Origin of the sequence: Nocardia sp. CC227C, from assembly GCF_030767025.1 — a bacterium.
Lineage (GTDB): Bacteria > Actinomycetota > Actinomycetes > Mycobacteriales > Mycobacteriaceae > Nocardia.
Genome location: NZ_JASITE010000002.1, coordinates 1 through 26,482, shown reverse-complemented (window position 1 = coordinate 26,482; position 26,482 = coordinate 1). Strand labels below are relative to the sequence as shown.

General features: G+C 71.5%; 14 protein-coding genes. 8 read left to right on the top strand and 6 right to left on the bottom strand.

The window, feature by feature from the left end:
* Positions 1 to 4: 4 nt before the first annotated feature.
* Positions 5 to 13,561, top strand: coding sequence for a non-ribosomal peptide synthetase (locus QMO76_RS03405; RefSeq protein WP_306359684.1), 13,557 nt, complete (start codon positions 5 to 7; stop codon positions 13,559 to 13,561).
* A 109-nt stretch (positions 13,562 to 13,670) separates the two neighbouring features.
* Positions 13,671 to 15,113, top strand: a complete 1,443-nt coding sequence (locus QMO76_RS03400; RefSeq protein ID WP_306359683.1) for a molybdopterin-dependent oxidoreductase — start codon at positions 13,671 to 13,673, stop codon at positions 15,111 to 15,113.
* An 18-nt stretch (positions 15,114 to 15,131) separates the two neighbouring features.
* Here QMO76_RS03400 and QMO76_RS03395 read toward each other — a convergent pair whose 3' ends face one another.
* Both QMO76_RS03395 and QMO76_RS03390 read right to left on the bottom strand, forming a co-directional pair.
* A complete protein-coding gene (locus QMO76_RS03395; protein ID WP_306359682.1) occupies positions 15,132 to 15,572 on the bottom strand; it encodes a DUF6247 family protein in 441 nt (146 codons plus the stop codon).
* Positions 15,573 to 15,646: 74 nt separating this feature from the next.
* Positions 15,647 to 17,641, bottom strand: coding sequence for a YgcG family protein (locus QMO76_RS03390; RefSeq protein ID WP_306359681.1), 1,995 nt, complete (start codon positions 17,639 to 17,641; stop codon positions 15,647 to 15,649).
* Between the two features lie 65 nt (positions 17,642 to 17,706).
* Here QMO76_RS03390 and QMO76_RS03385 point away from each other — a divergent pair, with 65 nt between their 5' ends.
* The 5 genes from QMO76_RS03385 (at position 17,707) to QMO76_RS03365 (ending at position 22,076) form a co-directional block, all read left to right on the top strand.
* Positions 17,707 to 18,402: an MBL fold metallo-hydrolase gene (locus QMO76_RS03385; protein ID WP_306359680.1), complete on the top strand. Its 696-nt coding sequence runs from the start codon at positions 17,707 to 17,709 to the stop codon at positions 18,400 to 18,402.
* Positions 18,403 to 18,431: 29 nt separating this feature from the next.
* On the top strand, positions 18,432 to 19,094 hold the full coding sequence (locus tag QMO76_RS03380; RefSeq protein WP_306360163.1) for a YdcF family protein: 663 nt from the start codon (positions 18,432 to 18,434) through the stop codon (positions 19,092 to 19,094).
* Positions 19,095 to 19,097: 3 nt separating this feature from the next.
* A complete protein-coding gene (locus tag QMO76_RS03375; RefSeq protein WP_306359679.1) occupies positions 19,098 to 20,351 on the top strand; it encodes a deoxyguanosinetriphosphate triphosphohydrolase in 1,254 nt (417 codons plus the stop codon).
* A 126-nt stretch (positions 20,352 to 20,477) separates the two neighbouring features.
* Positions 20,478 to 21,185 (top strand): hypothetical protein, encoded by a 708-nt coding sequence (locus tag QMO76_RS03370; RefSeq protein WP_306359678.1) that lies wholly within the window; start codon positions 20,478 to 20,480, stop codon positions 21,183 to 21,185.
* A gap of 189 nt (positions 21,186 to 21,374) precedes the next feature.
* On the top strand, positions 21,375 to 22,076 hold the full coding sequence (locus QMO76_RS03365; protein ID WP_306359677.1) for a 2OG-Fe(II) oxygenase family protein: 702 nt from the start codon (positions 21,375 to 21,377) through the stop codon (positions 22,074 to 22,076).
* Between the two features lie 13 nt (positions 22,077 to 22,089).
* Here QMO76_RS03365 and QMO76_RS03360 read toward each other — a convergent pair whose 3' ends face one another.
* Genes QMO76_RS03360 through QMO76_RS03350 form a run of 3 tightly spaced genes read right to left on the bottom strand, consistent with a single transcriptional unit; the run spans position 22,090 to position 23,958 of the window.
* Positions 22,090 to 22,764 carry an energy-coupling factor ABC transporter ATP-binding protein gene (locus tag QMO76_RS03360; RefSeq protein ID WP_306359676.1) on the bottom strand — a complete coding sequence of 225 codons (675 nt, stop codon included), beginning with the start codon at positions 22,762 to 22,764 and terminating at the stop codon, positions 22,090 to 22,092.
* Positions 22,761 to 23,309 (bottom strand): biotin transporter BioY, encoded by a 549-nt coding sequence (locus tag QMO76_RS03355; RefSeq protein ID WP_306359675.1) that lies wholly within the window; start codon positions 23,307 to 23,309, stop codon positions 22,761 to 22,763. Before QMO76_RS03355 ends, QMO76_RS03360 begins: the two co-directional genes overlap by 4 nt.
* Positions 23,310 to 23,367: 58 nt before the next feature.
* Positions 23,368 to 23,958, bottom strand: a complete 591-nt coding sequence (locus tag QMO76_RS03350; RefSeq protein WP_306359674.1) for an energy-coupling factor transporter transmembrane protein EcfT — start codon at positions 23,956 to 23,958, stop codon at positions 23,368 to 23,370.
* 109 nt (positions 23,959 to 24,067) lie between these two features.
* Between QMO76_RS03350 and dnaG the strand changes: the two genes are divergently transcribed.
* The gene (gene dnaG, locus QMO76_RS03345) at positions 24,068 to 25,984 is read left to right on the top strand and encodes a DNA primase (RefSeq protein ID WP_306359673.1); all 1,917 of its coding nucleotides are present in this window, start codon (positions 24,068 to 24,070) and stop codon (positions 25,982 to 25,984) included.
* A gap of 40 nt (positions 25,985 to 26,024) precedes the next feature.
* On the opposite strand, the gene QMO76_RS03340 is transcribed toward dnaG, so the two are convergent.
* Positions 26,025 to 26,270: a hypothetical protein gene (locus tag QMO76_RS03340; protein ID WP_306359672.1), complete on the bottom strand. Its 246-nt coding sequence runs from the start codon at positions 26,268 to 26,270 to the stop codon at positions 26,025 to 26,027.
* Between the last annotated feature and the right edge of the window lie 212 nt (positions 26,271 to 26,482).

The following is a 26,482-nucleotide window of genomic DNA, read 5'->3' as shown; positions in this document are numbered from 1 at the left end:
GGCCATGACGCGCGAAGTCACGGCACAGGCCACCGCCACGGTGTTCCCGCTGTCCCCGGCGCAGTCCGGAATGTGGTACGCACAGCAGTTGGATCCGAGCGTTCCGCTCTCGGAGGCCCAGTACATCGAGATGCGCGGACCGCTGGATCGGGAGCGGCTGCGCGCCGCGGCGATCATCGCCGCACGGGAATTCGGTTCGGGGGTACTGCGGCTGGTCGAGATCGACGGGGAGCCCTACCAGGTGGTCGATCCCGGCTTGGAGGCGGCGGTCGGGTACCTCGACCTCAGCGGGCGGCCGGATCCGATGGCGGCGGCGCTGGAGTGGATGCGCGCCGAGGTCGCCGAACCCATCGACCTGCTGGGTGACCGGGTCGGGATGTCGGTGGTCGTGAAGGTCGGCGCCGACCACCACCTCTGGTACTCGCGGGCACACCACATCCTCATCGACGGCTTCGGCTCGGTGACCATGCTCTATCGGGTGGCCGAGCTCTACAACGCGGCGACGCGCGGGGAGTCGCCGCCGCCGGGCACCGCCGCCTCGCTGCTCGAGATGCACGAAGCCGAAGTGGCGTACCGGAACTCGAGCCGCTACCGCACCGATCAGGAGTACTGGCGCGAGATCGTGGCGGGCATGCCCGAACGCTGCTCGCTGGTCTCGGCGACCGCACCGGCCTGCGCGCTGGCCCGGGAACAGCGCGGTGAACTGTCGCCGGACACGGCCGCGCGGCTCGAGGCCGCGGCGCGCCGCTTCGACACCAGTTCCGCCACCCTGGTGATGGCGGCGCTGGCGCTGTACTACGCGCGGCTGACCGCCATGGACGAGGTGGTGATCAGCCTGCCGGTCTCCGGTCGCACCACCGCGCTGCTGCGGCGTTCGGGCGGCATGGTCGCCAATGTGGTGCCGCTGCGGGTGCGAGTTCCCGACGGCGGCACCGTCGGCGACGTCATGGCGGCGTTGCGGGTGGCGGCATCGGGTGCGCTTCGTCATCAGCGCTTCCGGCACGAGGACATGCGCGACGGCGCGGAGGATCAGCCCGAATTCGGCCGGGGCCTGGTCGGCCCGGTCGTCAACATCATGCTGTTCCCGCGCGGGTTCGACTTCGATGGTGTGGAGTCGAGCCTGCACGTGCTCACCTCCGGACCCATCGAGGATCTGTTCGTCAACTTCTACCAGCACGGCGCGGATGCGCCGATCCATGTGGACTTCGCCGCGAATCCCCGCCTCTACGACGACGATTCGCTGGGCCGCCACCACGGTCGCTTCCTGATCCTGCTGGAATCGCTGCTGGACGCGGCCCCGGCGACGCCGCTGTCGGAGCTGGCGTACCGCGGCCCGGCCGACGAGGCGGTGTCCCGGGGTGCGTTCGGTCCGGAACCGCCCGAGCCGCGGCTGCTGCCGGACATCTTGCGCGACGGGCTGCGTCGTGCCGGGCGCGATGCGGTGGCGGTGGTGTCGGGGGACCGTCGACTCACCTACGGCGAACTCGACACGCTCTCGGATCGTCTGGCGCGCAGGCTGATCGCCGCGGGTCCGGCGGCCGGTGCGACCGTGGGGCCGGAGACCCCGGTGCTGCTGGCGCTCCCGCGCTCGGTGGCGGCGGTGGTCGCCGTCTGGGCGGTGGCCAAGACCGGAGCCGCCTTCGTTCCGCTGGGGGCGGCCCTGCCCGGGGATCGCGTGCTGCGCATCGCCGGGGAATGCGATGCGCGCATCGGCCTGGCGGTCACGGAAACCGCTCCCGGACTTCCGGGTTCGGTCGCCTGGCTGGTGCTGGAAACGGATACCGGTGAACTCGTCGAGATCGAGCGGCACGACCCGGAGCCTGGCGACGCGCTACCGCGAGCCCGGATCGACAATCTCGCCTATATCGTGTTCACCTCTGGCTCGACCGGTGCGCCCAAGGGGGTGGCCGTCACCCATCGCGGCCTGGCCGGGCTGGCCGCCGCGATCGTCGAACGCTACGACGTCACCCCGGAGTCGCGGGTATTGCAGTGTCTCAACCCGAGTTTCGACGCCGCCGTGCTGGAATGGCTACAGGCGTTCGCGGCCGGGGCGGCGCTCGTGGTCGCCGACGCCGATCCGGTGCTCGGCGCGGACATGGCTCGCATCGTGCGCGAATACGCTGTGACACAGGTGTGTTCGACGCCGGCCGTCCTGGCCACCCTGGAACCCGATGCCCTGGACGGCGTGCGGGCGGTGTCCACCGGCGGGGAGCCGTGCCCGCCCGAACTGGTGGCCCGCTTCGGTCCCGGGCGGCGGCTGCTGAATTCCTACGGCCCCAGTGAGACCACGGTGGCCGTCACCTACACCGACGCACTGCTGCCGGGAGTGCCCGCGGGACTCGGCGATCCGATTCCCGGAGTGGGGATGCTGGTGCTGGACCGGCTGCTGCGTCCGGTTCCGATCGGCGTGGTCGGTGAACTGTATGTGGCCGGTGCGGGTGTGGCGCGCGGCTATGCCGGGCGGCCGGGGCTCACCGCGCAGCGTTTCGTGGCCGCGCCCTCGGGTGAACGCGTCTACCGCACCGGCGATCTGGTGCGCTGGACCGCCCCGGGCGTCCTGGACTACGTGGGCCGCGGCGACTTCCAGGTGAAGCTGCGCGGAATGCGGATCGAACTCGGGGAGATCGACGCGGTGCTGGACGCCCACCCGGGCGTGGAAATCGCGGTGACGGTGGCGCGTCCGGTCGGCGCGGGGACCGCTCTGGCGTCCTACGTGGTGCCCGTGGCGGGTGCCCGGATCGGTGAGCCGGATCTGCTCGAGCATGCCGCGCGGCGGCTGCCCCCGTACATGGTGCCCGCCACCGTGACGGTGCTGGGCGCACTGCCGCTCACCGGGAACGGCAAGGTCGATCGTGCGGCCCTGCCGGAACCGGCGGTGGCGTCGCCGGTGCGGCGGCGGGCGGCGGCCACCGAGGCCGAGCGGCTGCTGTGCGCATTGTTCGGCGAGGTGCTGGGTTCCGGACCGGTGGACCCCGAATCCTCCTTCTTCGCCCTGGGCGGCGATTCCATCATGGCCATCGGCCTGGTGTCGCGCGCCCGCGCCGCCGGGCTGGTGTTCTCCGCGCGCGACGTCTTCGAACATCGCACCCCGGCGGCCCTGGCCGCCGCCGCGCACCGGGCCGCCGATGGGCCGCGACGGCTTCCGGAGCTGCCGGGCGGGGGAGTGGGCCGCATGCCGCTCACCCCCATCGCCGCCTGGCTGCTGGCGCGGCCGGGCTGGGAGCGCTTCGCCCAGTCCATGGTCGTGCGGCTGCCCATCGGCATCGAGTCCGCGGCCCTGGTCCGGACGGTGCAGGGCCTGCTCGACCGCCACGACATGCTGCGCGCGCGGGTGGTGGAATCGGTGGCGGGTCCGCTGCTCGAGGTGCCGCCACCGCGGCTGGCCGACGCCGAGCGGCTGCTGACCCGGGTGCCGTGCGGCGATCCCGATCCGCGCGTCGACCGCGAACTCGTCGAGGCGGTGCGGCGTCTCGATCCCCGCGGTGGCCGCATGCTCGCGCTGACCTGGCTTGATCCCGGACCGGCGGCGCCGGGTCGGCTGATCGTCGCCGCTCATCATCTCGCCTGCGATGCCATCTCGTGGCGCATTCTGCTGCCGGATCTCATGACCGCCTGGTCGCGCACCTGTACCGGCCATGCCGCCGACTTGCCGGAGACCGGAACATCCGTGCGCACCTGGGCGCATGTCCTGTACGCCCTGGCCGTCGAGGAGGACGCGACCGCGCTGCCGGAGGGGTTCGCCGACCGGTTCGGCGGCCTCGACTACTGGTGTGCCGTCCTCGCCCCGGATCCGGTGCTCGGTCGCCGTCGCCTCGACCCCGCGGTGGATACGCATCGGAGCGCGGGCCGCATCCGCATGGAGCTGCCCGAGGCCGCGACCGAGGCGCTGCTCACCCGAGTGGCCGAGGTCTACCGCTGCGGCGTGGAGGAGGTGCTGCTCGCCGGCCTGGTGGTGGCGTTGTCGCGGTTCCGGGCGCGCCGCGGACTGCCCGATGCCGACACCGTGGTGACCGTGGAGCGGCACGGCCGGGACGAGACCGTCGCCCCCGGCGCGGACCTGTCGCGGACGGTCGGCTGGTTCACCCGGCAGGTGCCGCTGCGCGTCGGGCCGGCTGCGGAATCCGTTGTGGCGGTGGTGAAGACTGTCAAGGAACAGGTGCGTTCGGTCCCCGCGGGCGGTGTCGGCTACGGCCTGCTGCGGTATCTGAGTCCGGCCGGTCGCGACCTCGCCGCGCTGCCGGAGCCGCAGCTCGGTTTCAACTATCTCGGCCAGATTCCCGGTGCCGCCGTCGAGGCCGACTGGATGCCGGTGGGGATGACGGACCGGCTGGGCGGGCACGCGCATCCGGATATGCCGCTCGCCGCGGTGTTGTCGGTGGACGCCGCCGCCCTGGTGACCGAGCGCGGCACCCGGCTGCACGCCGTCTGGCAGTACGCCTGTGCGGCCATCGACCACGCGGCCGCCGACGAGATCGCCCACGGCTGGCTCGCGGCGGTGGCCGAGATCGCGCGGCGGGCGACCGAACCGGGGGCCGTCGGCCGCACGCCCGGCGACCTCTCGTCGGTCGACGCCACGCAGTCCGAGATCGACGCCTGGGAGGCGCGTTTCGGCCGCTTGGACGACGTGTGGCCGCTGACGCCGCTGCAACGCGGGCTGCTGTTCCGAGCGCAGCTCGCCCCGGACGGACTGGACGGCTACTCGGTGCAGGCCGTCATCGATATCGAGGCCGAACTCGACCGCGATCGGCTGGCGGCCGCGGCCGCCGCGCTGGTGCGCCGCCATCCGGCATTGCGGGCGGCCTTCCTCCAGACCGCGGAAACGGCAGTGCAATTGATCGTCTCGGATGTGGAGGTGCCCTGGACCCAGCTGGACGCGCACGGTGCCACCGATGCCGAACTCGACGAACTCGCGGCGCGGCAGTTGCGCGTCCCGTTCGAGGTGGATCGCCCACCGCTGCTGCGCTTCGCCTGTATCGCGGTGGCCCCGAACCGGTTCCGGCTCGTCATCACCAACCACCACCTGATTCTCGACGGCTGGTCCATGCCGCTGCTGTTCGGCGATCTCGTCGCCCTCTACGAAACGGGCGGCAGCGATACCGGATTCGAGGAACCGCCCGCGCCGAGCCGCTACCTGGAATGGCTCGCCGCCCGCCCGCGCGACGCGGCCCGCGCCGCCTGGGCATCGGCCCTGGCCGGGCTGGACGGTCCCACCCTGGCCGCCCCGGCCGTGGCCCGTGCCGAGGCGGCCGCGACGCCCGTCGCCCACGAGGTGCCGCTGCCCGCCGACTTCGCCGCTACGCTGCGCCGCGCCGCCGCGGACCGCGAGGTCACCGTCAACACGCTGGTGCAGGTGGCGTGGGCGCTGCTGCTCGCCGAACTGACCGGCGACACCGATATCGTCTTCGGCGCGACGGTCTCCGGCCGCCCGCCGGAGCTGCCCGGCTCCGATCGCATGGTCGGCATGCTGGTCAACACCGTTCCGGTGCGCATCACCCTGCACCCCGCCGAACCCGTGATCGACCTGCTCACCCGCGTCCAGACCGAGCAGAGCACCCTGGCCGAACACCACACGTTGGGCCTGGACGAGATCCAGGCGCTGGCCGGGATCGGCCCGCTCTTCGACACCGCGACCGTCTTCGAGTCCTACCCGGTCGACGCCGCGGCCCTCACCGCCGCGACCCATCGGGCCCGGCTGCGCGTCACCGGCATCCGCGGCCACGACGGCACCCACTACCCGCTGGCCTTGGCCACCTACGCCGGTGACGGCCTGCGCCTGGTGCTCAGCCGCTCACCCCGCCATGTCGACGCCGACCGCGCGGAGTCGATGGTTCACGGCCTGTCCCGCATCCTGTCCGCCTTGGCCGGCGGCGACAACCTCCGCGTCGCCGCCGTTCGCGGTATGACGGGCGTTCGCGCGGACGCGGGGTGGTCCGGTCCGCTCGCACTGCCATCACGCCTTCTTCCGGAACTCTTGACCGCCAATGGGATACCGGACGCACTCGCTGTGACCCTGGCTGTCCCGAATTCGGCGGTGTCCACGGCGTACGGTGCCGCCGGTAGCGGAGACCTCGGTCGCGGCGGGCGTGCGGAGCCGGGTTCGAGCGCGCGAAGCGAGCCCGATATCGGCGGTCTCGAGCCGACCGGACACACGACGCCGGGATCGAATGTCCGCGACGCATTCGGGTTCGGTGCGACCGCCGCGACCTACGCCCAGCTCGACGAGCTGTCCAATCGGCTCGCCCGCGTGCTGATTCGGGCCGGTGCCGGACCGGAGCGAACGGTGCTGCTGGCACTGCCGCGCTCGGTCGACCACATGATCGCGCTGTGGGCGATCGCCAAGATCGGCGCGGCGTTCGTGCCGGTGGACAGCGGGCAGCCCGCCGTGCGCACGGCCGCCATCGCCACCGAATGCGGTGCGGCCCTGGGTATCAGCGCGGCCGGGGCGGGCGCGGCCCTCCCGGATGCGGTGCAGTGGCTGCTGCTCGACGATCCGGAGACCGGCGCGGCGACCGCCGCCGTTTCGGGTGCCGCCGTCGACGACACCGCCCGCCTCACCCCGCTGCGGCCCGAACATCCCGCCTACGTGGTGTTCACCTCCGGCTCCACCGGAACGCCCAAAGGCGTGGTGGTCACGCACGCGGGCCTCGCGAATCTGGTCGCCGCCACCGCCTCGCGCGGTCGCATCGGCCCCGATTCCCGCCTGATGCACGCCCTGAACCCGACTTTCGACGCCGCGATACTGGTGTGGCTGAACGCCTTCGCGGTCGGTGCCACACTCGTCGTCGCACCGCCCGGGGCGAGTGCGGGACCCGAGCTGGCCGACGCCATCGCGGCCGCTGCGCCGACCCACCTGATCTGCACGCCCGGTGTCCTCGCCACCCTGAGCGACGAGCAGCTGCGCGGAGTGGAGGCGGCCGTCATCGGCGGTGAGCCCTGCCCGCCCGCGCTGGTCGCACGGCTGGGTTCGACTCGCGCCCTGGTGAATTCGTACGGCCCGGCCGAAACCTCGGTGGCGGTGAGTTTCAGCGAGCCCATGAACCCCGATACCGCCGCCGTGATCGGCGCGCCGGTACCGGGTGTCACCCTGCTGGTGCTCGACCGCTGGCTGCGGCCGGTTCCGACGGGCACGGTCGGCGAGTTGTACGTGCGCGGCCCCGGCTTGGCTCGCGGCTACGCCGGGCGCACCGCGCTGACCGCGATCCGCTTCGTGGCCGACCCGTTCACGGCGGGCCAACGGCTGTACCGCACCGGCGATCTGGTGCGGTACACCGCGCCCGGCGTGCTGGAATACGTGGGGCGCGGTGACTCCCAGGTCAAGGTGCGCGGCATCCGGGTGGAGCCCGGAGAAGTGGATTCCGCGCTCACCGCACATCCGCTGGTCGAGTCGGCAGTCACGATCGCCCGGCGCACCCGCGCGGGCACGACCGCTCTGTTCTCCTACGTCACCTCCCGCACCACCCCGCCCACCGCTGAGCCGCCGTCGGTCGCCGGGCCGATCGAGCGCCCGCCAGACACCGAGCCCTCGTTGGACACCGGGCCGATCGAGCCGCCGGGGCCGCCCGCGCCGCCATCGGACACCGGGCCGACCGGGCCGCTGTCGGGCACCGAGCTGGCCGCGTGGCTGTCCTCGCGGCTACCGCGCTACCTCGTGCCGTCGAGTATCACCGTGCTGCCCGAACTGCCGCGCACGGCGACGGGCAAGGTCGACCTGCGCGCCTTGCCGGAACCCGAAGCGCCGGACACGGAGTACGTGGCCCCGACCGGTACCGAGGCCGTCGTGGCCGATGTCCTCGCCGAGGTACTGCACGCCGATCGCGTAGGGGCGCGCGACGACTTCTTCACCCTCGGCGGCGATTCGCTGCTCGCGGCCCGGGTGGCGGCCCGCCTGAGCGCCGCCCTGCACACCACGGTCCCGGTGCGCACCCTGTTCGAGGCACCCGTGGTGGCCGATCTCGCCCGCCGCCTGGATGCCTCGGCCGCGACCGCCGTCGCGCCACCGCTGGTGCCGGGCCCGCGGCCCGACCGGATACCGCTGTCTCCGGCTCAGCAGCGGATGTGGTTCGTGAACCGCTACGACCCGACGTCCCCGGCCTACAACATCCCGTTGGCCCTGCGGCTCTCGGGTGACCTCGACCGAACGGCCCTGCGCCACGCGCTCGTCGACGTGCTGGAACGGCACGAAGCCCTGCGCACCGTCTACCCGGACAGCGATGGCGTCGGCAGCCAGCGGGTCGTCACGGCCGCGGCGGTGGAACTCGACCTGACCCCGATCCCCGTGCGCGCGGCCGATATCGGCGCGGCGGTCGCGGCGGCCGTCGGCACCGGATTCGATGTCACCGCCTCGGTTCCGCTGCGGCTGCGGCTGTTCCGGGTCGAGCGGTCCGACGAGTTCGTCCTGGTGGTGGTCGCCCACCATATCGCCCTGGACGGATACTCGATGGCGCCGCTGGTCCGGGACGTGGTGACCGCCTATACCGCGCGGGTGGACGGTGCCGCACCCACGTGGCAGCCGCTGCCGGTGCAGTACGCCGACTACACCCTCTGGCAGCACACCCGGCTCGGGTCCGCCGATGATCCGGAATCCCTACTGCACCAACAGCTTCGATACTGGACCAAAGTCCTCGCCGACGCGCCCGAGCAGCTGGACCTGCCCACCGACCGACCCCGCCCGGCTCGTGCCTCGCATCGCGCGGCCGAAGTGTCCGACCGTCTGGACGCCGACCTGGTGGCGGCCGTGGACCGCTGTGCCCGGGCAGGCAGCGCGACCCCGTTCATGGTCCTGCACGCCGCGCTGTCGATCCTGCTGGCCCGCCTCGGCGGTGCGCGCGAGGTGGTGATCGGCACGCCCGTCGCCGGACGCGGGGAACGCGAACTCGACGACCTCGTCGGCATGTTCGTCAATACGCTCGCCCTGCGCACCGATATCCGCGCCGAGGAGGGCTTCGGCGCACTGCTCGAGCGCGTGCGCCGCACCGACCTGGACGCCTTCGGCCACGCGGAGCTGCCGTTCGAGCGGCTCGTGGAGGAGCTGGCACCGGCACGCTCGGCGGCCCGGCACCCGATCACCCAGGTCATGCTGGTGTTCCAGAACCTCGCCCGGCCGGAGTTCACCCTCCCCGGCCTGACGGTCGCGCCTCTGGAGCTGCCGCGGACCGTGAGCCGATTCGACCTGAGCCTCACCGTATCCGGCGGTGCGGACGGCATGCGGTTGCGCTGCGACTACGCCACCGACCTGTTCGACGCCGATACCGTGCGAACGCTGCTGCGCCGCCTGGTGGGACTGCTCACCGCCGTCACGGCCGACCCGGCGCGGCCGGTGGGAGATATCGAGCTGTGCACCGAGACGGAACTGGCCCGCCTGCGCGAGCACACCCCGCCCGCCGCGCCGCCGCTCCCGCTGGCGGACCTGCTGGCCGAGGCCGTCGCGGCCAACCCGGACGGCCTCGCCGTCCGCTGCGCGGACCGCCAGCTCACCTACCGTGAACTCGACGCTCGCGCCGAGCGGCTGGCACGGCTGCTGACCCGCGCGGGCGCCGGACCGGAAACCCTGGTGGCCGTCGGCATCCCGCGATCTCTGGAATCGGTTCTCGCCGTCTGGGCCATCGCCCGCACCGGGGCCGCCTTCGTACCCGTGGACCCGACCTATCCGCCGGAGCGCATCGCGCACATCGTCGACACGGCCGGGGTGCGGCTCGGACTGACCGTGCACGCCTGGCGCGACCGCCTGCCCGCCACCGTGCGCTGGTGGAATCTGGACGGCGCGGACATCGACGGGACCGCCGCCGACGAGCAGCGCGAACCCCCGCCCCGGATCCGGCCCGAACACCCGGCCTACGTGCTGTTCACCTCGGGCTCCACCGGTGCCCCGAAGGGCGTGCTGGTCACCCACTCCGGATTGGCGAATATGGCCGCGGCACAGCGGAAGCGGTGCCGCATCACCTCCGACTCCCGGGTACTGCACGTCGCCTCACCGAGTTTCGACGCCTCGGTGCTGGAGCTGGTCATGGCGGTGAGCGCGGCGGCCTGTCTGGTGGTGGCCCCGCCGACCGTCTTCGCGGGCGGCGAACTGGCGGATCTGCTGGCACGCGAGCGGGTCTCGCATATCGCGCTCACCCCGTCGGCGCTGGCGACGGTCGATCCGGCCGGGCTGGACGAGCTGCGCGTGATCATCAACGGCGGCGAGCCCTGCCCGCCGGAGCTGGTGGCCGCTTGGTCCGCCCCGGGCCGATCGCATTACAACGACTACGGCCCGACCGAGGCGACGGTGTGGGCCACCGGCAGCGCCGCACTGCATCCGGGGGCCACCGTCACCATCGGCACGCCCGCCCCCGGCGTGCGGGCCGTGATTCTCGACGACCGGCTGCGCCCGGTCCCCGACGGTGTGGTGGGAGAGCTGTACCTGTCCGGGATCACCCTCGCCCGTGGCTATATCGGGCGCGGCGACCTGACCGCGGCCCGTTTCGTCGCCGATCCGTACGGCGCCGCCGGTGAGCGCATGTATCGCACCGGCGACCTCGTGCGGCGGCGCGGCGCCGAGCTCGAATACCTGGGTCGCACCGACAATCAGGTGAAATTGCGCGGTCTGCGCATCGAACTCGGCGAGGTGGAGGCGGCGCTCACCGCCGACCCGGCCGTCGCCCGCGCGGTGGCCGCCATTCGTGACGACGGCCGCGGTGCCGCGCTGGTCGCCTACGTGGTGGGCGAGGCCGGGCCGCCGGATGTCAGGCAGCTGAGACAGACTGCCGCACAGCGACTCCCGTCCTATATGGTGCCCTCGGCCGTCGTGGCGCTGGAATCCCTGCCGCGCACCGCCAATGGCAAGCTCGACCGCGACGCACTCCCCGCGCCGGAGCACACCGCCGCCGAACGGCGCATGCCCGAAACCGCCGCCGAACGCGCGGTGGCGGCGGCCTACCGGGAGGTGCTGGCGGTCGACCGGGTCTGGCTCGACGACGACTTCTTCGCCCTCGGCGGCAATTCGCTCATCGCCACCCGCGTGGTCGCCCGTCTCGGCGCGGCGCTGGACACCGCCGTGCCGGTGCGGGCGCTGTTCGACGCGCCCACGGTCGCGGAGCTGGCCGAGCTCGTCACCGCCGGTGCGGCGTCCGGCCGTACCCGGCCCGGTCCGCGGCCACGACCGGAACGCATCCCGCTGTCGGCGGCACAGCGTCGCATGTGGTTCCTGAACCGCTACGATCCCGACTCACCGGCATACAATATCCCGGGTGCGTTCGATATCGCCGGGGCACTGGACATTCCGGCACTGCGCGCCGCGCTCGACGATGTGGTGGCGCGGCACGAGATCCTGCGGACCCGCTATCCGGCCGACGCGGACGGCCTGCCGTGGCAGGAGATCCTGCCTCCCACACCGGGATCGACACCGCTGACCGAACTCGAGGTGGCCGCCGAAGACCTCGACGACGCGGTGGCGGCGCGACTGTTCCGAGGCTTCGACCTCACCCGCGAAACCCCGCTGCGCGTCTGGGCGCTGCGCCTGGCACCCGAGCACGCCGTGCTGGCCATGGCGGTCCACCACATCGCCGCCGACGGCTGGTCGATGGGACCGTTGGCACGAGATGTGCTGGCCGCCTACGCGTCGCGCCTGTCGGGCGAACCGCCGCGGTGGACGCCGCTGCCCCTGCAATACGCCGATCACGCCCTCTGGCAACACGATCTGCTCGGTGCCGCCGACGACCCGGCCGGTCTCGCCCACCGCCAGCTGGAGTTCTGGCGCACCACACTCGACGGGCTGCCCGAACGGCACGGCATCCCCACCGACCGGCCCCGCCCGGCCAGCCCCTCGGGCCGCGGCGACCGCATCGCCTTCACCATCCCGGCCGAGGTGCACGACCGCGTCCACGTCCTGTCCCGGGCATACGGAGCGAGTCCGTTCATGGTGGCGCACACCGCACTCGCGGTCCTGCTGGCCCGGCTGTCCGGCGTCCCCGATATCGCCATCGGCTCGGTGGTCGCCGGACGCGGCGACGGGGAACTCGACGAGCTGGTGGGCATGTTCGTCAACACCGTCGTGCTGCGTTCACATCTCGACCCGGCGCTGAGCTTCGCCGCCGCGCTGTCCGACACCCGCCGCGCCGACCTGGCCGCCTACGGCAATCTCGACCTCCCCTTCGAGCAGGTGGTCGAGGCGCTGGCACCGACCCGCGACACCTCGCACCACCCGCTGTTCCAGGTGCTGCTGGCCTTCCAGAATCTTCCCCCCGCGGTAACCACCCTGCCCGGCTTGCGCATTCGGCCGCTGGATACCGCGGCCCCCGGTGCCAAATTCGACCTGGAGTGGATGCTCGCCGAGCACTTCGGCCCCGCCGGGGAGCCCGCGGGCATCACCGGCTCGCTCATCTTCGCCACCGACCTGTTCGACCGCGGCACCGCCCAGGCCATGGCGGAGGGCTTCCTGCGCCTGCTCGAGGCGGCGACCACCGCACCCGACACCACCCTCGCCGCGCTCACCGGCTGGACCGGTGCGGTCACGGCCACCGGCATCCCCACCGTGCGCGGCCGCCAGGAACCGACCCCGCCGCGTCCCTACCGCGCACCCCGCACCGCACTGGAACGGCTGGTGGTCGATGCCTTCGAGGCCGTGCTGGCGAGTCCGCGAATCGGCGTGGACGACAACTTCTTCGACCACGGCGGCAACTCCATGGCGGCGGTTCGGCTGGTCGAGCGGTTGCGCGCGAGCACGGGCGACGCCGTCGCGCTGCACTGGATGTTCGCCGAACCCACCCCGGCCGCCCTGGCCCGCCGCCTGAGCGACACCGCACCCGATTCCGTGGATGCGGGCATCGTTCTTCCGCTGCGGTCGACCGGCACCGCACCCGCGCTGTTCTGCGTCCACCCCGCCATCGGATTGGCGTGGTGCTACGCGGGATTGGTGCGGTACATCGACCCGGCGCGGCCCGTGCACGGCATCCAGTCACCGGAGCTCTCCGAGGGCGGTACCGTCCGCGACCTCGCCGACCGGTACGCCGACGAGATCCAGCGGACCCAACCGCACGGCCCCTACCACCTGCTCGGCTATTCGGCGGGTGGGCTGCTGGCCCATGCCGTGGCGGTGGAGTTGCGCCGTCGCGGCGCGGCGGTGCCCTCGTTGATCATGATGGACGCCCGCGCCGACGCCGAGGTCACCGACGACGGGATGCCCGCCCCCGAACTCCTGCTCGCCGAGTTCGGCGGGGTGGACGTGCCGGAGGGCGTCGCCATCACCGCCGAGCGCGCCGCCGAACTGCTGCGCGCCACCACGGGGGCCGCCGCCCTCACGGCCGCCGACCTCGACCGCCTCTACCGTGACCTGCGTCGCCTGCTGCACCGCATCGGCGCTCACCGTCCCGGCGTCTTCGACGGCGACCTGCTGTTCTTCACCGCCGCGGCCGGGCCGCCGGAACCCAACGTGGACACCTGGGCCCCCTATATCGACGGCGAAATACACGAGGTCACGCTCGAATTCGAGCACAACAGGCTGATCACGCCGGAAGCGCTGGCCCACATCGGTCCGCACGTGGACGCGTACCTGGCGCGCCACGGGTCCGGTGTCCGTACCGCGTGACCGAGCATTCTCCGGATTTCCGGCCGATGGCGGCGAACCCTGCGAGGGGTTGTCCGGGTTGGGGAACAATGGGCCGAGACGACCGATCGTGTGGGAAGCAGGTTCGACTGTGTCGAGGAACGGGAAGCGCCGGGTGTTCGGGGCCGCCGCGGTGGGACTGGGTGCCCTTGGTACCGGTGAGCTGATCGCCGCGAGCGGTGGAGGCTCGCTCATCGACGGGGTGAGTCGGCTGCTGGTCGACACCGCGCCGACGCCGATCGTCGAGGCGACCGTGGCCATGTCGGGTGAACACGACAAGGAGACCACCCGCCTCGGCGCCGTGCTGGGCGGTGTCGCCGCCGCGGCCGGACTGTCGGCGTTGCCCGAACGGCTGCGCGTACCCGCCGCGCTCGCCGCCGGGGCGGGGGTCGGCGCGCTGTCGCTGCGGCGACCGAGTCGTTCCGGCGCCGCGGTCGCCGGGAGCGCCGCCGCGACCGCCGTGCTGAGCGCCGGACTGCGGCGTCCGCCACGCGGGCTCGGCGCCCGATTGCTCTGGGCCACCGCCGGTGTCGGACTCCTCGCCGGTGCCGAGACCCTGCTGCGCCGGGCCGACCGGCGCTACCGGGAGCGCGCGCAACGGGTCGGCCCGCTGGGCGCGCGTCAGCCGATTCCCGACGACGGCCTCGGCATCGAACCCGGACTGTCGCCGCTCATCACCACGAGCGGGAAGTTCTATGTGGCGGATGTGAATGCGCGCCCACCCCGGCTCGACCCCGAACACTGGCGGCTGTCCATCCGCGGTATGGTCGCGCATTCGCTGCGGCTGTCACTGCGCGAATTGGCCGAGCAGGCCGAGGAATTCGACGCGGTCATGGTGTGCGTGCACAACACCGTCGCCGCCGGGCGCGCCGGGAACGCCCGCTGGCTCGGGGTGCCGCTGACCACGCTGTTCGATCACGCCCTGCCCGAATCCGGGGCCACCCGGCTGGTCACCCGCGCCAGCGACGGATTCACCATCTCGCTGCCACTGGCCCCGTTGCGCACCGGCGAGTGGCCCGGGTACCTGGTCATCGGCATGAACGGCGAACCGCTCGCCCCCGAACACGGTTTCCCGGCCCGGGTTTTCGTGCCCGGCCTGTACGGCCAGTACACCGGCGCGAAATGGCTCACCGAACTGGAGCTCACCGACGACAGCCAGGTGGACTACTGGTGGAAGCGCGGCTGGACCAGCGATCCGCTGTGGGTGCGCCCGCAGGCCCGCATCGACGTCGCCTCGGTGGGCAGCCCCGGCTCCGGCAAGTGCACCGTCGCGGGCGTCGCCTGGGCACCGCCGCACGGCGTGGCGGGTGTCGATATCCGGATCGACGAAACCGAGTGGCTCCCGGTCGAACTCGGCGCCGAACTCGCACCGGCGGCCTGGCGGCGCTGGCGTACCGTCGTCGACCTGCCGCCCGGCCCGCACACCGTGGAGGCCCGCGTCACCAGCCGCTCCGGCGAGGTGCAGGACGCCGACGTGCGCCCGCCCTACCCGCTCGGTCCGGGCGGCCTGCACCGGGTCACGGTCGACGCCTGACGCGCGGCCCGCGACGCCTCACAGCCGCGGGTCGTTGACCAGGCGGAAGTCGTGCAGGTCGTCGTGGTCTCCGGCCGCGGTGAAGTAGCGGCCCGGGAGTTCGTTGGCGGGCATATCGCAGGCGCGGGCGATCACCGACGCGGGCAGGCGCAGCAGATCCCGGCCCAGGTGCCAGGGGGTGACGAGACGGGCCTCGTCGCCGAAGAGCAGCACACAGCGCACCGGCACCCGGCCGTCGGGCAGCAGCGCGCGATCGGCGGTGTGCCGCCAGGTGGCCAGGGTGTCGAACAATCCGGTGAGGTCGAGACTTTCGCGCGCCGCGTCCAAGGCGTCGGAGTACTCGCGATCGAAGCGCTGCACATCCGCAGGGTCCAGACAGGACCGGATCGCGGCCGGGCTGGCATGTGCGGGTAGCGGAAATCCGTGCTCGAACTTGGCGTAACCATGCTCGGCTGTCATGAGCCCACGCTAGTCCGCGGTTCCGATCTCCGGTTGCGAAACGGCGCGCATCGCCCGCGGAGCCGGGCCACCGGTCAGAAACGCCCGCCGCGGCTGATGCGTCGCGAGCCCTGCGAGCCGCCGAAGGATCCGGGCCCGTAGCCCCGGCCGCCACCTCCACCACGACGGAATCCGCTGCCGCGCCGGTACCCGGTGCCCATTCCGCGCAGCATGCCGTCGACGAGAATGCCGCCGAGCACCGCGCCGGTCTGGGAACCGCCGGTGGGTGCGTGGCTGGCCTGCCAGGACCGCACATTCGCCTCGGCGGTGTGCAAGGCGGTGGTGCCGAGTTCCACTGCGCGCTGGGCCGATCGCAGCGCCTCGCCGGGGTCCGTGGTGGCGAGTTCCCGCGCCCGCTCCAGATTGCGCTGCGCCTCGGCCAACCGGGTGCGGGGCTCGGCGTCCACGCCGCCGCGCCGGGTGCTGATGAAATCGGCCGCCGCGTTGATGCGTCCGTGCGCGGCCGTCATGGCCTGATCGAGGCGTCGAGCCAGATCGTCGGCGGCCAGTTTGCGATCGGTGGCGGCGGCGATCGCCTTGTCCAGCGCGGTGTCCGCGGCCACCGCCCGCTGGAAGACCCCGAGCGGGTTGGCCTCGCCGTTGGTGGTGGCGTCGTCCAGGGCCGCGCGCGCTTCGGCGGTCGCCGCGGGGAGTTCGGTTCCGCCGTGGTCGCCGAGGGTTTCGGCCGTGGCGAGATCGCGGCGCAGCTCCGCCACCATCCCGGCCAGCCCGGATCGTGCGGCGGCGATATCGGTCGCGGCGGTGTCCACGGCGTCCAGCAGCGTCCGCGCCGCCTCGACCGCCGACTCGGCGGCGCGAATGGCTCCGACCGCGGCACCCTGCTCGCCAACGGGTCGCGCCGCCGCGGCGCGCCCCTGCTCGATACTGTGCTCCGCGAACGCGATTCGCTCGCGCGCCATGCTCACATTGTCGCGAATCGGCGCGATCACCGACGCCGGATGCTCCCGCACCAGCGTGTCCAGCGTCGCCTCCGCCCCCGGCATCCGCGCCGTCAGCTCCACCAGGCTCCGCGTCAGCCCGTCCAACCGGTCACCGGCGTTGATGAGCAGATTCCGCATGCCGTCGAATTCCTCGACCTTGGCGTCGAGTTCCCGATCGGCCCGCCCGCAGGTGGCGATGAGGTCCACCAGCATGGTGCGGCGCTGATCCGGGGACTCCGGGATCGCGTCGTCGAGCTGCTGTCGGATCGAGAACGCTTTGGCCAGTGCGTGTTTCGCGGCCTCCAAGGCGGCGGCGAACGGTGCGGTGGTGGTGTCGCCGAATTCGTCGGCGGCCAAACGCAATTCCTCGGTACTGGTGCGAATCGCGTTGTCGGTGTCCACGAGCAGTTCCCGTGAGCGCGCGTCCAGGGTCGGCAGCGGCAGTGCGGCCAGCGCGGCGGTGTCGGTGGGATCGATCTCCCGCACCCGCTCCAGTTCCCGACGCTCCCGTTCGGCCCGCCGGGACCGCGACCACCACCACAGCCCCGCCAGCACCAGTGCCACGACCGCGGCGGCGATCAGCAGCGGCAGGATGCTCGTCCCCGGCGGGTTCATCGCCGCCGACAGCCCGTTCGCGGTCGCCACCGCGGCCCCGGCCCAGTCCTCGGCCCGCAGCCGCGGCTCCACGTCGTCGGTGAGCATGCGGTCCAGCTCGCTCTCGCCGACCTCGTGGGGGAGGCTGCCGGTGAAGGCGTAGGCGCGGTCGTCCACGGCGACGGACAGCAGCACGTCGCGGTCCCCGAAATTCGAGGCCGCCGCCGTGCGCTCACCCCACTCCCGGGGGTCCATCCCGGCGAAGTCGCGCACATAGACGATCCACAGCCGCTCGCGCTCGGCGTCGTAGAGCTTCTCCACGGCCGCCGTGACCTCGGCCTCCTGCGCGTCGCTCAACACCTGCGCGGTGTCGGTGACGTACCCGGGCAGTCGCGTCGGCTGCTCGGCCCGCACCGCGGCGGGCGGAGTGGCCAGCAGTGTGACGGCCAGCAGGAAGCCGGTCAGAACCAGGATCAGTGGCTTCGGTAGCGCCATGGTCTCGAATCTATCCGCAGGGAAGGGGTGCGTGAGTTTTCTTCCTACCACCCCTGTCGGCGGCCATGACTACCATCGGGATTGTGATCACGATCGATTCGCCCTATACGGGCCATGTCGCCCCCGGCAGCAATCCGCAGCAGCGGGAGGTCCCGGGCGCGCGCATCGTGAAGATGTCGGTCGGCCAGATGGACAACAACGTCTACCTGGTGCGGTGCACCGCCACCGGCGCGACCTTGCTGATCGATGCCGCCAATGAGGCCGAACGCCTACTGGAGCTCATCGAGCAGGAGGCCCCGGGCAGGGTCGAGCTCATTGTCACCACGCATCAGCACCCGGACCACTGGTGGGCGCTGAAGGAGGTGGCGGCGGCCACCGAGATTCCCACCGCCGCCCACGAACTCGACGCCCCCACCTTGCCCGTACCCCCGGACCGGCTGCTCGCGGACGGCGATACGGTGCGCATCGGCGAACTCGACCTCGAGGTCGTCCATCTGCGCGGTCACACCCCCGGATCGGTCGCGCTGGCCCTCACCGACGGCGCGGGCCGCACCCACCTGTTCACCGGGGACTCGCTCTTCCCGGGCGGCGTCGGCAAGACCGGCACCCCCGAGGATTTCACCTCCCTGCTCGGCGATGTCGAGTCGAAGCTGTTCGCCCGCTTCGGCGACGACACGGTCGTCTATCCGGGCCACGGTGACGACACCACGCTCGGTGCGGAGCGCCCGCGGTTGCCCGAGTGGCGGCGACGCGGTTGGTGAACATCCCACGGCGCGGCCACCCCGCCCCGGTGCGGGCGGCCGACCACGAGCGGGGCGGCTGCGCACGCGCTCTCTGGCGCTGGACCGCGCGCCTGCTGGCGGGCGCGGTGCTGGCCGGTCTGGTGGTGGTCGGCGGTACGGCCGTGCGAGTCTGGCAGGTCGCCCGGATCAGCGACCATTCGAAGGCCGACGCCATCGTGGTGCTGGGCGCGGCCCAGTACGACGGCACCCCGTCCACGGTATTCGAGGCGCGCCTGGACCAGGCGTACCGGCTGTTCCAGCGCGGAGTGGCCCCGCTGATCGTCACGGTGGGCGGAAAACAGCTGGGCGACAACTACACCGAGGCCGCCTCGGGCAAGAACTACCTGAAGTCCCGCGGTGTCCCGGCCGACAGCATCCTGGCCGTCGAAACCGGTTCGGACACCCTGCAGAGCGTGGAGGCCGTAGCCAAGGCCCTCCACGCCCGGGACAAGACCTCGACGGTGCTGGTGAGCGATCCGTGGCATTCGCTGCGCACCCGCACCATGGCCCGCGACGCCGGACTGGAGGCGTGGACCGCCCCCACCCGCACCGGCCCGGCCGTCTACACCCGGGAGTCGCAGGCACACGGCATCTTCCGGGAGACCTTCGCGCTGATCTGGTATCGCATCACCCACTACTCGGCCGATTTCGAGTACACCGCGGAGCAGTGAGTGATGAGTTCCGATCCGTACACCGACGACGACCGGGCACGCCTGGTCACCGAGTCCGCCAAGACGGCCGGACTCAGCTGGTCGTCGACTCCGGCGCGCCGCACCGATTTCTCCCGCGACCGCGCGCGCGTCCTGCACTCCGCGGCGCTGCGGCGGCTGGCGGACAAGACCCAGGTCATGGGTCCGCGCGAGGGCGACACCCCGCGCACCCGGCTCACCCATTCGCTCGAGGTCGCGCAGATCGGCCGCAGTATCGCCGACGGGCTCGGCTGCGATCCGGATCTGGTCGACCTGGCCGGAATGGCGCACGATATCGGCCATCCGCCCTACGGCCACAATGGTGAGAAGGCCCTCGATCAGTTCGCCGACGCCCACGGCGGATTCGAGGGCAACGCCCAGAACCTGCGCATCCTCACCCGGCTGGAACCGAAGGTCGTCGACGAGCACGGGGCGAGCGCGGGCCTGAACCTCACCCGCGCCGCCCTGGACGCGGTGATCAAGTATCCGTGGGGGAGAAGCGCTCCCGGTGGCAAGTTCGGCGCGTACGACGTGGATATGGAGCGGCTGGCGTGGGTCCGCCGGAATGCCCCGGATCGCCGTCAGTGCCTGGAGTCCCAGATCATGGATTGGTCCGATGATGTGGCGTACTCCGTGCACGACGTGGAGGACGGTGTGATCGCGGGCCGCATCGATCTGCGCGCCCTGGCCGATCCGGCGGAGCAGGCGGCTCTCGCCGAACTCGGTGCGGCACAGCATCGTTCGCTCAGCCCGGACGAGCTCGCGGCCGCCGCGCAGCGCCTGTCCGAGCTGCCGGTGGTGGCCGCGGCCTGCGATTACGACGCGACGCTGGCCGCCTCGGTGGCGCTCAAACGCCTCACCAGCGAATTGGTCGGCCGCTTCGCCACCGCCGCGGTGGAGGCCACCCGGGAGGCGTGGGGCGGTCGCCGACTGTGCCGCTACGCCGCCGATCTGGCGGTGCCCCCGATCGTGGCCGCCGAGGTCGCCGTGCTGAAGACGGTCGCCCTGCGCTACGTCATGTCCGATCGCGGCCACCAGGTCCGCCAGAGTTCCCAGCGCGACCGTATCCTGGTGGTCGCCGACCATCTGCTCGCCACCGCACCACACGGCCTGGACCCCGTCCTGCTGCCCTGGTGGGAGGTGGCCGCCGACGACACCGCCCGGGTGCGCGTCGTCGTGGACCAGATCGCGTCCTACACCGAGAGCCGATTGGAGCGTGTCGCGGCCGCAATCCCCTAGCGCACCCCCTAACCGGTCGCGAAACCTCGTACCGCCACCGGTCGATATGTCACCCTGGAAGGTGAGAGACCGTCGCGCCCAACCGTTCCCGCGACGGCAATTCGGCGAGCAGGGGACACGGTGCCGATGGGACTCGAATCAGCCGTCGACTTGGATCGGTATCCGTTGGACCGCCGTGACCCCGCGGTCCTGAAATCCCTGATGGCGCAGTGGCGTGTCGAATTCGAATCCACGGGCACGGTACTGCTGCGCGACTTCTTGAAAAGGGGAGCCATTATCGAAATAGCCGAGATGGTCATCGAACCGACCGATTCCGTGTCGGATTCGACCGTCGGCGTCACCACCCTGACCTACGATCGGATACCCGAATCCTCGCCACTGAAACACCTCTATCGCTGGGAACCGCTGCTCGATTTCGTTTCCGGCGTGGTCGGCGAGCACGCCTACCGGTCCGCGGACGACCTGGCCGCGGTGACGGTGCACGGTCACGAACCCGCCGATGAGAACTGGCATTTCGATACCGCGGACTACACGCTCACCCTGCACATCCTCGCTCCGGAGTACGGCGGCATGTTCGAGTACGTGCCGCTGCCCTGGGCGACCGGGGAATCGTTCCCGGCCCAGCTCATCGCGAGTCCGCGCCGACATTCGGTGCGGGTGCTGCCGACCCTGCCCGGTGCGCTGATGCTGCACGCGGGCCGGCTGTCGGCGCATCGGGTGACACCGAGCCGGGGACCGGTGCCGCGTGTGAGCGCGACCATGGATTTCCATTCTCGGCCCGGCCGCGTTCTCGGCGCGGAAGCCCGCCGCCGTCGTTTCGGTGCGGAGGGGTGAGTATGCGGTCTCGAATAGTGAGACGTGGATTTGTCGAGTGTCGTTCGGCTGTGTCATCCTGCACCCGAAATCATTCTCCCGTGAATGATTTGTTCCAGTTGGTTTTTTCGGGTGCGCCGCATTCAGAGGGGGCTGGTCGCCATGGGCGATAGATTCCGCGTACCAACGCTCGATGTGGCCGGTCTGCGAATGAACAGGACAGATTTCGGCGCTCGGCTCCGAGACGCATTGGCCGACACCGGTGTCTGTTATTTGGTCGGCGTCGAGATGCGGCAACTTCCGCACGTCGACGTCCTCGCGGCGGCCAGGCGATTCTGCGCGCACGCCGCCGCCTCGGGCGTGATCGACATCGCGCACCTGCCCGACGACGTCGCCACCGCCCCGCTGCGCCAGTCGGTGTCGGACTGGGCGCGCGGTCTCGCGGCACTGTCACCGGATCTGCTCGCCGCGCTCGCATCGGCGCTGGGATACCCGGAGGATCACTTCGACCGCTGGGTCGGACGAGTAACGACGGTGCGCCCGCAGCTCGTGCATGTCGTCGCACGGCCGGACCGGCGCTTCGCACCGGATACCGCCGTCCACGGCGACACCGGCTTCCTAACCTTCCTGCTGCCGGACCTGCTGTGCGGTCTGCTGGTCGAGGACGCCGCCGGACAGTGGTGGGATGTGCCGCCCCGGGAGAACTCGGTGCTGCTGACGGTCGGCGGCGAGGCCGAGGCCGCCACCGCGGGGCGGGTGCGCGCGGCCGCGCACCGGCTGTGGTCCCCGCATGCCGCCAAGGGCCGGGTCGCCGTCACCGTGGCGGTCGAATCGTCCGTGCCGCCCGGGGCGGCGGATCGAAACGAATTCCAGGCCGCGCCACCGCGGTTCGCCGCCAACTCGCCCGGCTGACGCGCGAGCCCGGCTACGGGTGCATGGCGAGGTAGCGGGCGACGCTGTCGGCGGGCGGGCCGTCGGCGACGACGCGGCCCTCGTCGAACACCAGCACCCGGTCGAAGTCGGCGAGCAGGTCCAGATCGTGGGAGACGACCACCACGCGCTGCGGAATGGTGTGCAGCAATCGCGTGATGTGGCGTTTGTTGCGCAGGTCGAGCAGGGTGGTCGGCTCGTCGAAGACGACGTGGTCGGGTCGCACGGCGAGTACCGCCGCGATGGCGAGCAGCTGTTTCTGTCCGCCGCTGAGCAAATGGGCGGGGTGGTCGCGGTAGTCGCTCAATCCGTACTCGGCGAGCACCTCGGTAACGCGGGCGGCGATCTCCGGCTTGGCCAGTCCGTGGTGCTTCAGTCCGAAGGCCAGGTCTTCGGCCACGGTCGGCATGACGATCTGCACGTCGGGATCCTGGAAGACGAACCCGACCCGGCGGCGCACCTCGCGGCCGCGCTTGCGGGTGTCCAGCCCGTCCACCCGCACCCGGCCCTCGGTCGGGATCTGCAGGCCGTTGAGCAGCCGGGCGAAGGTGGATTTGCCCGAGCCATTGGAGCCGATGATCCCGATGCGCCGCTCGCTCAGCGTCAGGTTCAGGCCGCGCAGCACCTCGCGCTCCCCGAAACGATGGCCGACACCCTCGAGTTCGATCATGCGCGGGCCGGGATGAGGGGGTAGGCCCGGCGCACGGCGACGGCGGCCAGCGAGCCGATCACCGTTTTCACCGCATCACCCGGGAGGAAGGCCGCCGAGGTGACAATGGCCTTGCCGAGCGGGATATCGGCCGCGACGGCCATCCACGGAATGCCGATGGCGTACAACACGATCGCCCCGCCGAAGAAGTTGATCGCCAGCGCGACGGGCAGGCTGTAGCGCCGCCACAGCCGCTCGGTCAGCAGACCGATGACCAGTGCACCGACCGGATAGGCGAGCACGAAGCCGCCCGTCGGGCCGAGAATCACCGACAGCCCGCCGCGCCCGCCCGGCAGTACCGGCAGGCCCGCCAGGACCAGGACGACGAACAGCAGCATGGCCAGGGTGCCGCGCTTCGCGCCGAGGATCGATCCCGCCAGGATCACGCCCAGGGTTTGCGAGGTGAACGGCGCGAAGGCCCCCGGCAGTTGGATGAGCGGGAAGAACCCGAGCACCACCATGATCGCCGTGAACAGCGCCACCTGCGCCAAATCCCTACTACGCACCGGAGCATCGTAGGGGAGGGGCGGGTGTGATCTGGTACGGCGGTCTCGCTTGCCGCGGCTACTGCAATCCGCGGGCGTCGAGCGCTTCGCCGAGATTGTCCGCCATGCGCAGGGTGCGGATGAGCAGCGGAATGAGGAAGGCGGTGCTGCGCTCGATGCCGCGCGCCCGCTGCGCGGCCCGAACCAGCTCGGCCTGTTCCCGGATGACCGGAATGAAGCGGATGGTCATGGCCACGAGCAGGCCCACCCGCTCCGGGCGCACGCCGACCGGCCGCAGCGGGCCCAGTGCCCGTTCGATGGTGTCGATCATGGCCGAGGTGCGCGTGGTGAGCGTCACCAGATTCGCCAGCAGCACCAGGGCCAGAATCCGCTCGCTCACCAGCACGGCGCTCACCCAGCCGGTGAACATCAACTGGGCCACGGCGATCAGCGCCAGGAACGGGGCGATGGCCAGCACCTGCCGCCCGGTCGCCCGCCAGGGAATCCGCGCCAGCGCGTACAGGGCCGACACCACGCCCAGCGCCACCGCCAGCCACACCGGCGAGGAGACGAAGAACAGGGCGGTGCCCGTGATCGCCAGCACGATCAGCTTCGCTCCGGCGGGCACGGCATGCACCGGCGTCCGGGCGTCGTGATAGAGGCTGAGCACCGCTAGATGGTGGCATGCGACCCACCCTTTCCCGAGGTGCGGGTGCCGCTGCCGATCTCCGGGTGCGTCCGGGTCTCGCGTGTCGCCGTGGCGCGGCTAGACTCGCGGCGTGGCCGGACGACTCCCTGATCGTGATATCGCAGCGATTCGTGAACGAGTCCGGATCGAGGATGTCGTCGGCGAATACGTCGCCCTGAAAGCGGCCGGTCCGCTCTCGATGAAGGGCCTGTGCCCGTTCCACGACGAGAAGTCCCCCTCGTTCCACGTGCGCCCGCAGCACGGCCACTTCCACTGCTTCGGCTGCGGTGAGGGCGGCGACGTCTTCGCCTTCCTGCAGAAGATCGAACACGTCGGATTCGTCGAGGCCGTGGAGCAGTTGGCCGACCGGATCGGCTACAAGATCAATTACGAGGGCGGCGGCACCTCGGTGCAGCGCGACCGCGGCACCCGCAGCCGCCTGGTGGCCGCCAACCAGGCCGCCCACGAGTTCTACCTGGCGCAGTTGGGCGAACCCGAGGCCGAAGCCGCCCGCAAGTACCTCACCGACCGCAATTTCGACGCGGCCGCCGCCAGACAGTTCGGCTGCGGTTACGCCCCCGGCGGCTGGGACGCGCTCACCAAACATCTGCTGCGCCGCGGTTTCGAGTTCAAGGAGCTGGAGGCGGCGGGCCTGTCCAGGCAGGGCCGCCAGGGCCCCATCGACCGCTTCCACCGCAGGCTGCTGTGGCCCATCCGCAATCTCAGCGGTGACGTGATCGGCTTCGGCGCGCGTCGGCTCTACGACGACGACCAGATGACCGCCAAGTACATCAACACCCCGGAAACGGTGCTGTACAAGAAGTCCCAGGTGCTGTTCGGCCTCGACCTGGCCAAGCGGGAGATCGCCAAGGGGCATCAGGCGGTGGTGGTCGAGGGCTACACCGACGTGATGGCCATGCACCTGGCGGGCGTGAAAACCGCCGTGGCGTCCTGCGGTACGGCCTTCGGTGACGAGCACCTCGCCGTGCTGCGCCGTCTGCTGATGGACGACAACTTCTGGCGCGGCGAGATCATCTACACCTTCGACGGCGACGAGGCCGGGCAGGCCGCCGCCGTCAAGGCGTTCAGCGGCGACCAGAAGCTCGCCGGGCAGACCTATATCGCCGTGGCGCCCGACGGCATGGATCCGTGCGAATTGCGCCAGCACTCCGGCGACGGTGCAGTCCGCGACCTGGTGGCCCGCCGAGTTCCCCTGTACGAGTTCGTGATTCGCGGCCTGCTCGCCCAGCACAACCTGGATTCCCCCGAGGGGCAGGTCGACGCCCTGCGGCGCGCCGTCCCCGTGGTGGCGCAGATCAAGGACAACGCGCTACGCAAGGCGTACGCCACCAAACTCGCGGGCTGGGTGGGCTGGGACGACATCCAGCTGGTCGTCCGCCGGGTCGGCGAGGAGGCCCGCAAGATCGCCCGCGGCGGCGCGCGCCCCGGCATCCCGGGACGCGAGGCGGCGCAGGAGGTCACGACCCACCCCGCCGCCCGCCCCAACCCCAACGATCCGACCCTGCTTCCGCAGCGCCAATCCCTGGCCGCCGCACTGCAATACCCGGCCATGGCGGGCCCCCTCTTCGACGCTCTCGACCCGGAGGCCTTCACCCACCCCGCCTACATCGCCGTCCGCACCGCCATCACCGACGCCGGCGGCGTCTCCAGCGGCATCGGCGGCTCCGAATGGGTCGCCCTGGTCGCCGACAACACCCCCGACCTGACGCTGCGCGCCCTGGTCTCCGAACTGGCCGCCGAGCCTCTCCCGGTCAAATCCGCCGACGACGTCCCCCGCGTCATCACCGGCGTCCTGGCCCGCACCCAGGAAGCCTGGGTGGGCCGCCAGATCGCCCAGCTCAAGTCCAAGCTCCAGCGCATCTCCTCCACCGAGCAGACCGACGCCTACATGGAACTCTTCGGCGACCTGGTGGCCCTGGAGCAATACCGCAAGAGCCTGCTCACCCAGGCCATGGGCAACTCCGACGACTTCGCCATCGGCAGCTGAGCCCCCACCCGGCGGCGCGACGGCGCAGCCGAGCCCCCTCTCAGCGGCGCAGTTGATCCTGGGGCACCATCACCGTGGTGCGCTCGTCCAGCGGCACCATCGGCTCCAGCTTCGGCTGCGTACTCAACTTGTCCGCCAGCTTCTGCCGACTCACCAGCACCAGCTTCCGCGTGACCGGACTCCCATTGATGGCCCGCGCCGTCTTGCTGATCTGCTCATACCGAGCCCGCCCGGCCTTCGCGCCCAACACATACCCGGCAGCGACGCCGATGATCAACCGCAGCATTGAGAAGTGCTCCTCCCGTAGGCCAGTCCGCGCCTACATCCTGCCCGAACCCCCCACCCCCTGTCGATCCGGCACCCCACCCCGACCCCACCACATGTCCGCAGGTAGAAGGGCGATTTGGGAACTTCACCGAACGTACGCTAAAGTTTCAATCCGTTCGGCCCGCCAGGCCGGAACGGGAGCAATCCCCTATAGCTCAATTGGCAGAGCAG

Bases quoted from the DNA above. Each gene is read 5' to 3' on its own strand.
- QMO76_RS03405 (WP_306359684.1), top strand. From the start codon at position 5: ATGACGCGCGAAGTCACGGCACAGGCCACCGCCACGGTGTTCCCGCTG.
- QMO76_RS03395 (WP_306359682.1), bottom strand. From the start codon at position 15,572: ATGACAGCCGAGCATGGTTACGCCAAGTTCGAGCACGGATTTCCGCTA.
- QMO76_RS03390 (WP_306359681.1), bottom strand. From the start codon at position 17,641: ATGGCGCTACCGAAGCCACTGATCCTGGTTCTGACCGGCTTCCTGCTG.
- QMO76_RS03385 (WP_306359680.1), top strand. From the start codon at position 17,707: ATGACTACCATCGGGATTGTGATCACGATCGATTCGCCCTATACGGGC.
- QMO76_RS03375 (WP_306359679.1), top strand. From the start codon at position 19,098: ATGAGTTCCGATCCGTACACCGACGACGACCGGGCACGCCTGGTCACC.
- QMO76_RS03370 (WP_306359678.1), top strand. From the start codon at position 20,478: ATGGGACTCGAATCAGCCGTCGACTTGGATCGGTATCCGTTGGACCGC.
- QMO76_RS03365 (WP_306359677.1), top strand. From the start codon at position 21,375: ATGAACAGGACAGATTTCGGCGCTCGGCTCCGAGACGCATTGGCCGAC.
- QMO76_RS03360 (WP_306359676.1), bottom strand. From the start codon at position 22,764: ATGATCGAACTCGAGGGTGTCGGCCATCGTTTCGGGGAGCGCGAGGTG.
- QMO76_RS03340 (WP_306359672.1), bottom strand. From the start codon at position 26,270: ATGCTGCGGTTGATCATCGGCGTCGCTGCCGGGTATGTGTTGGGCGCG.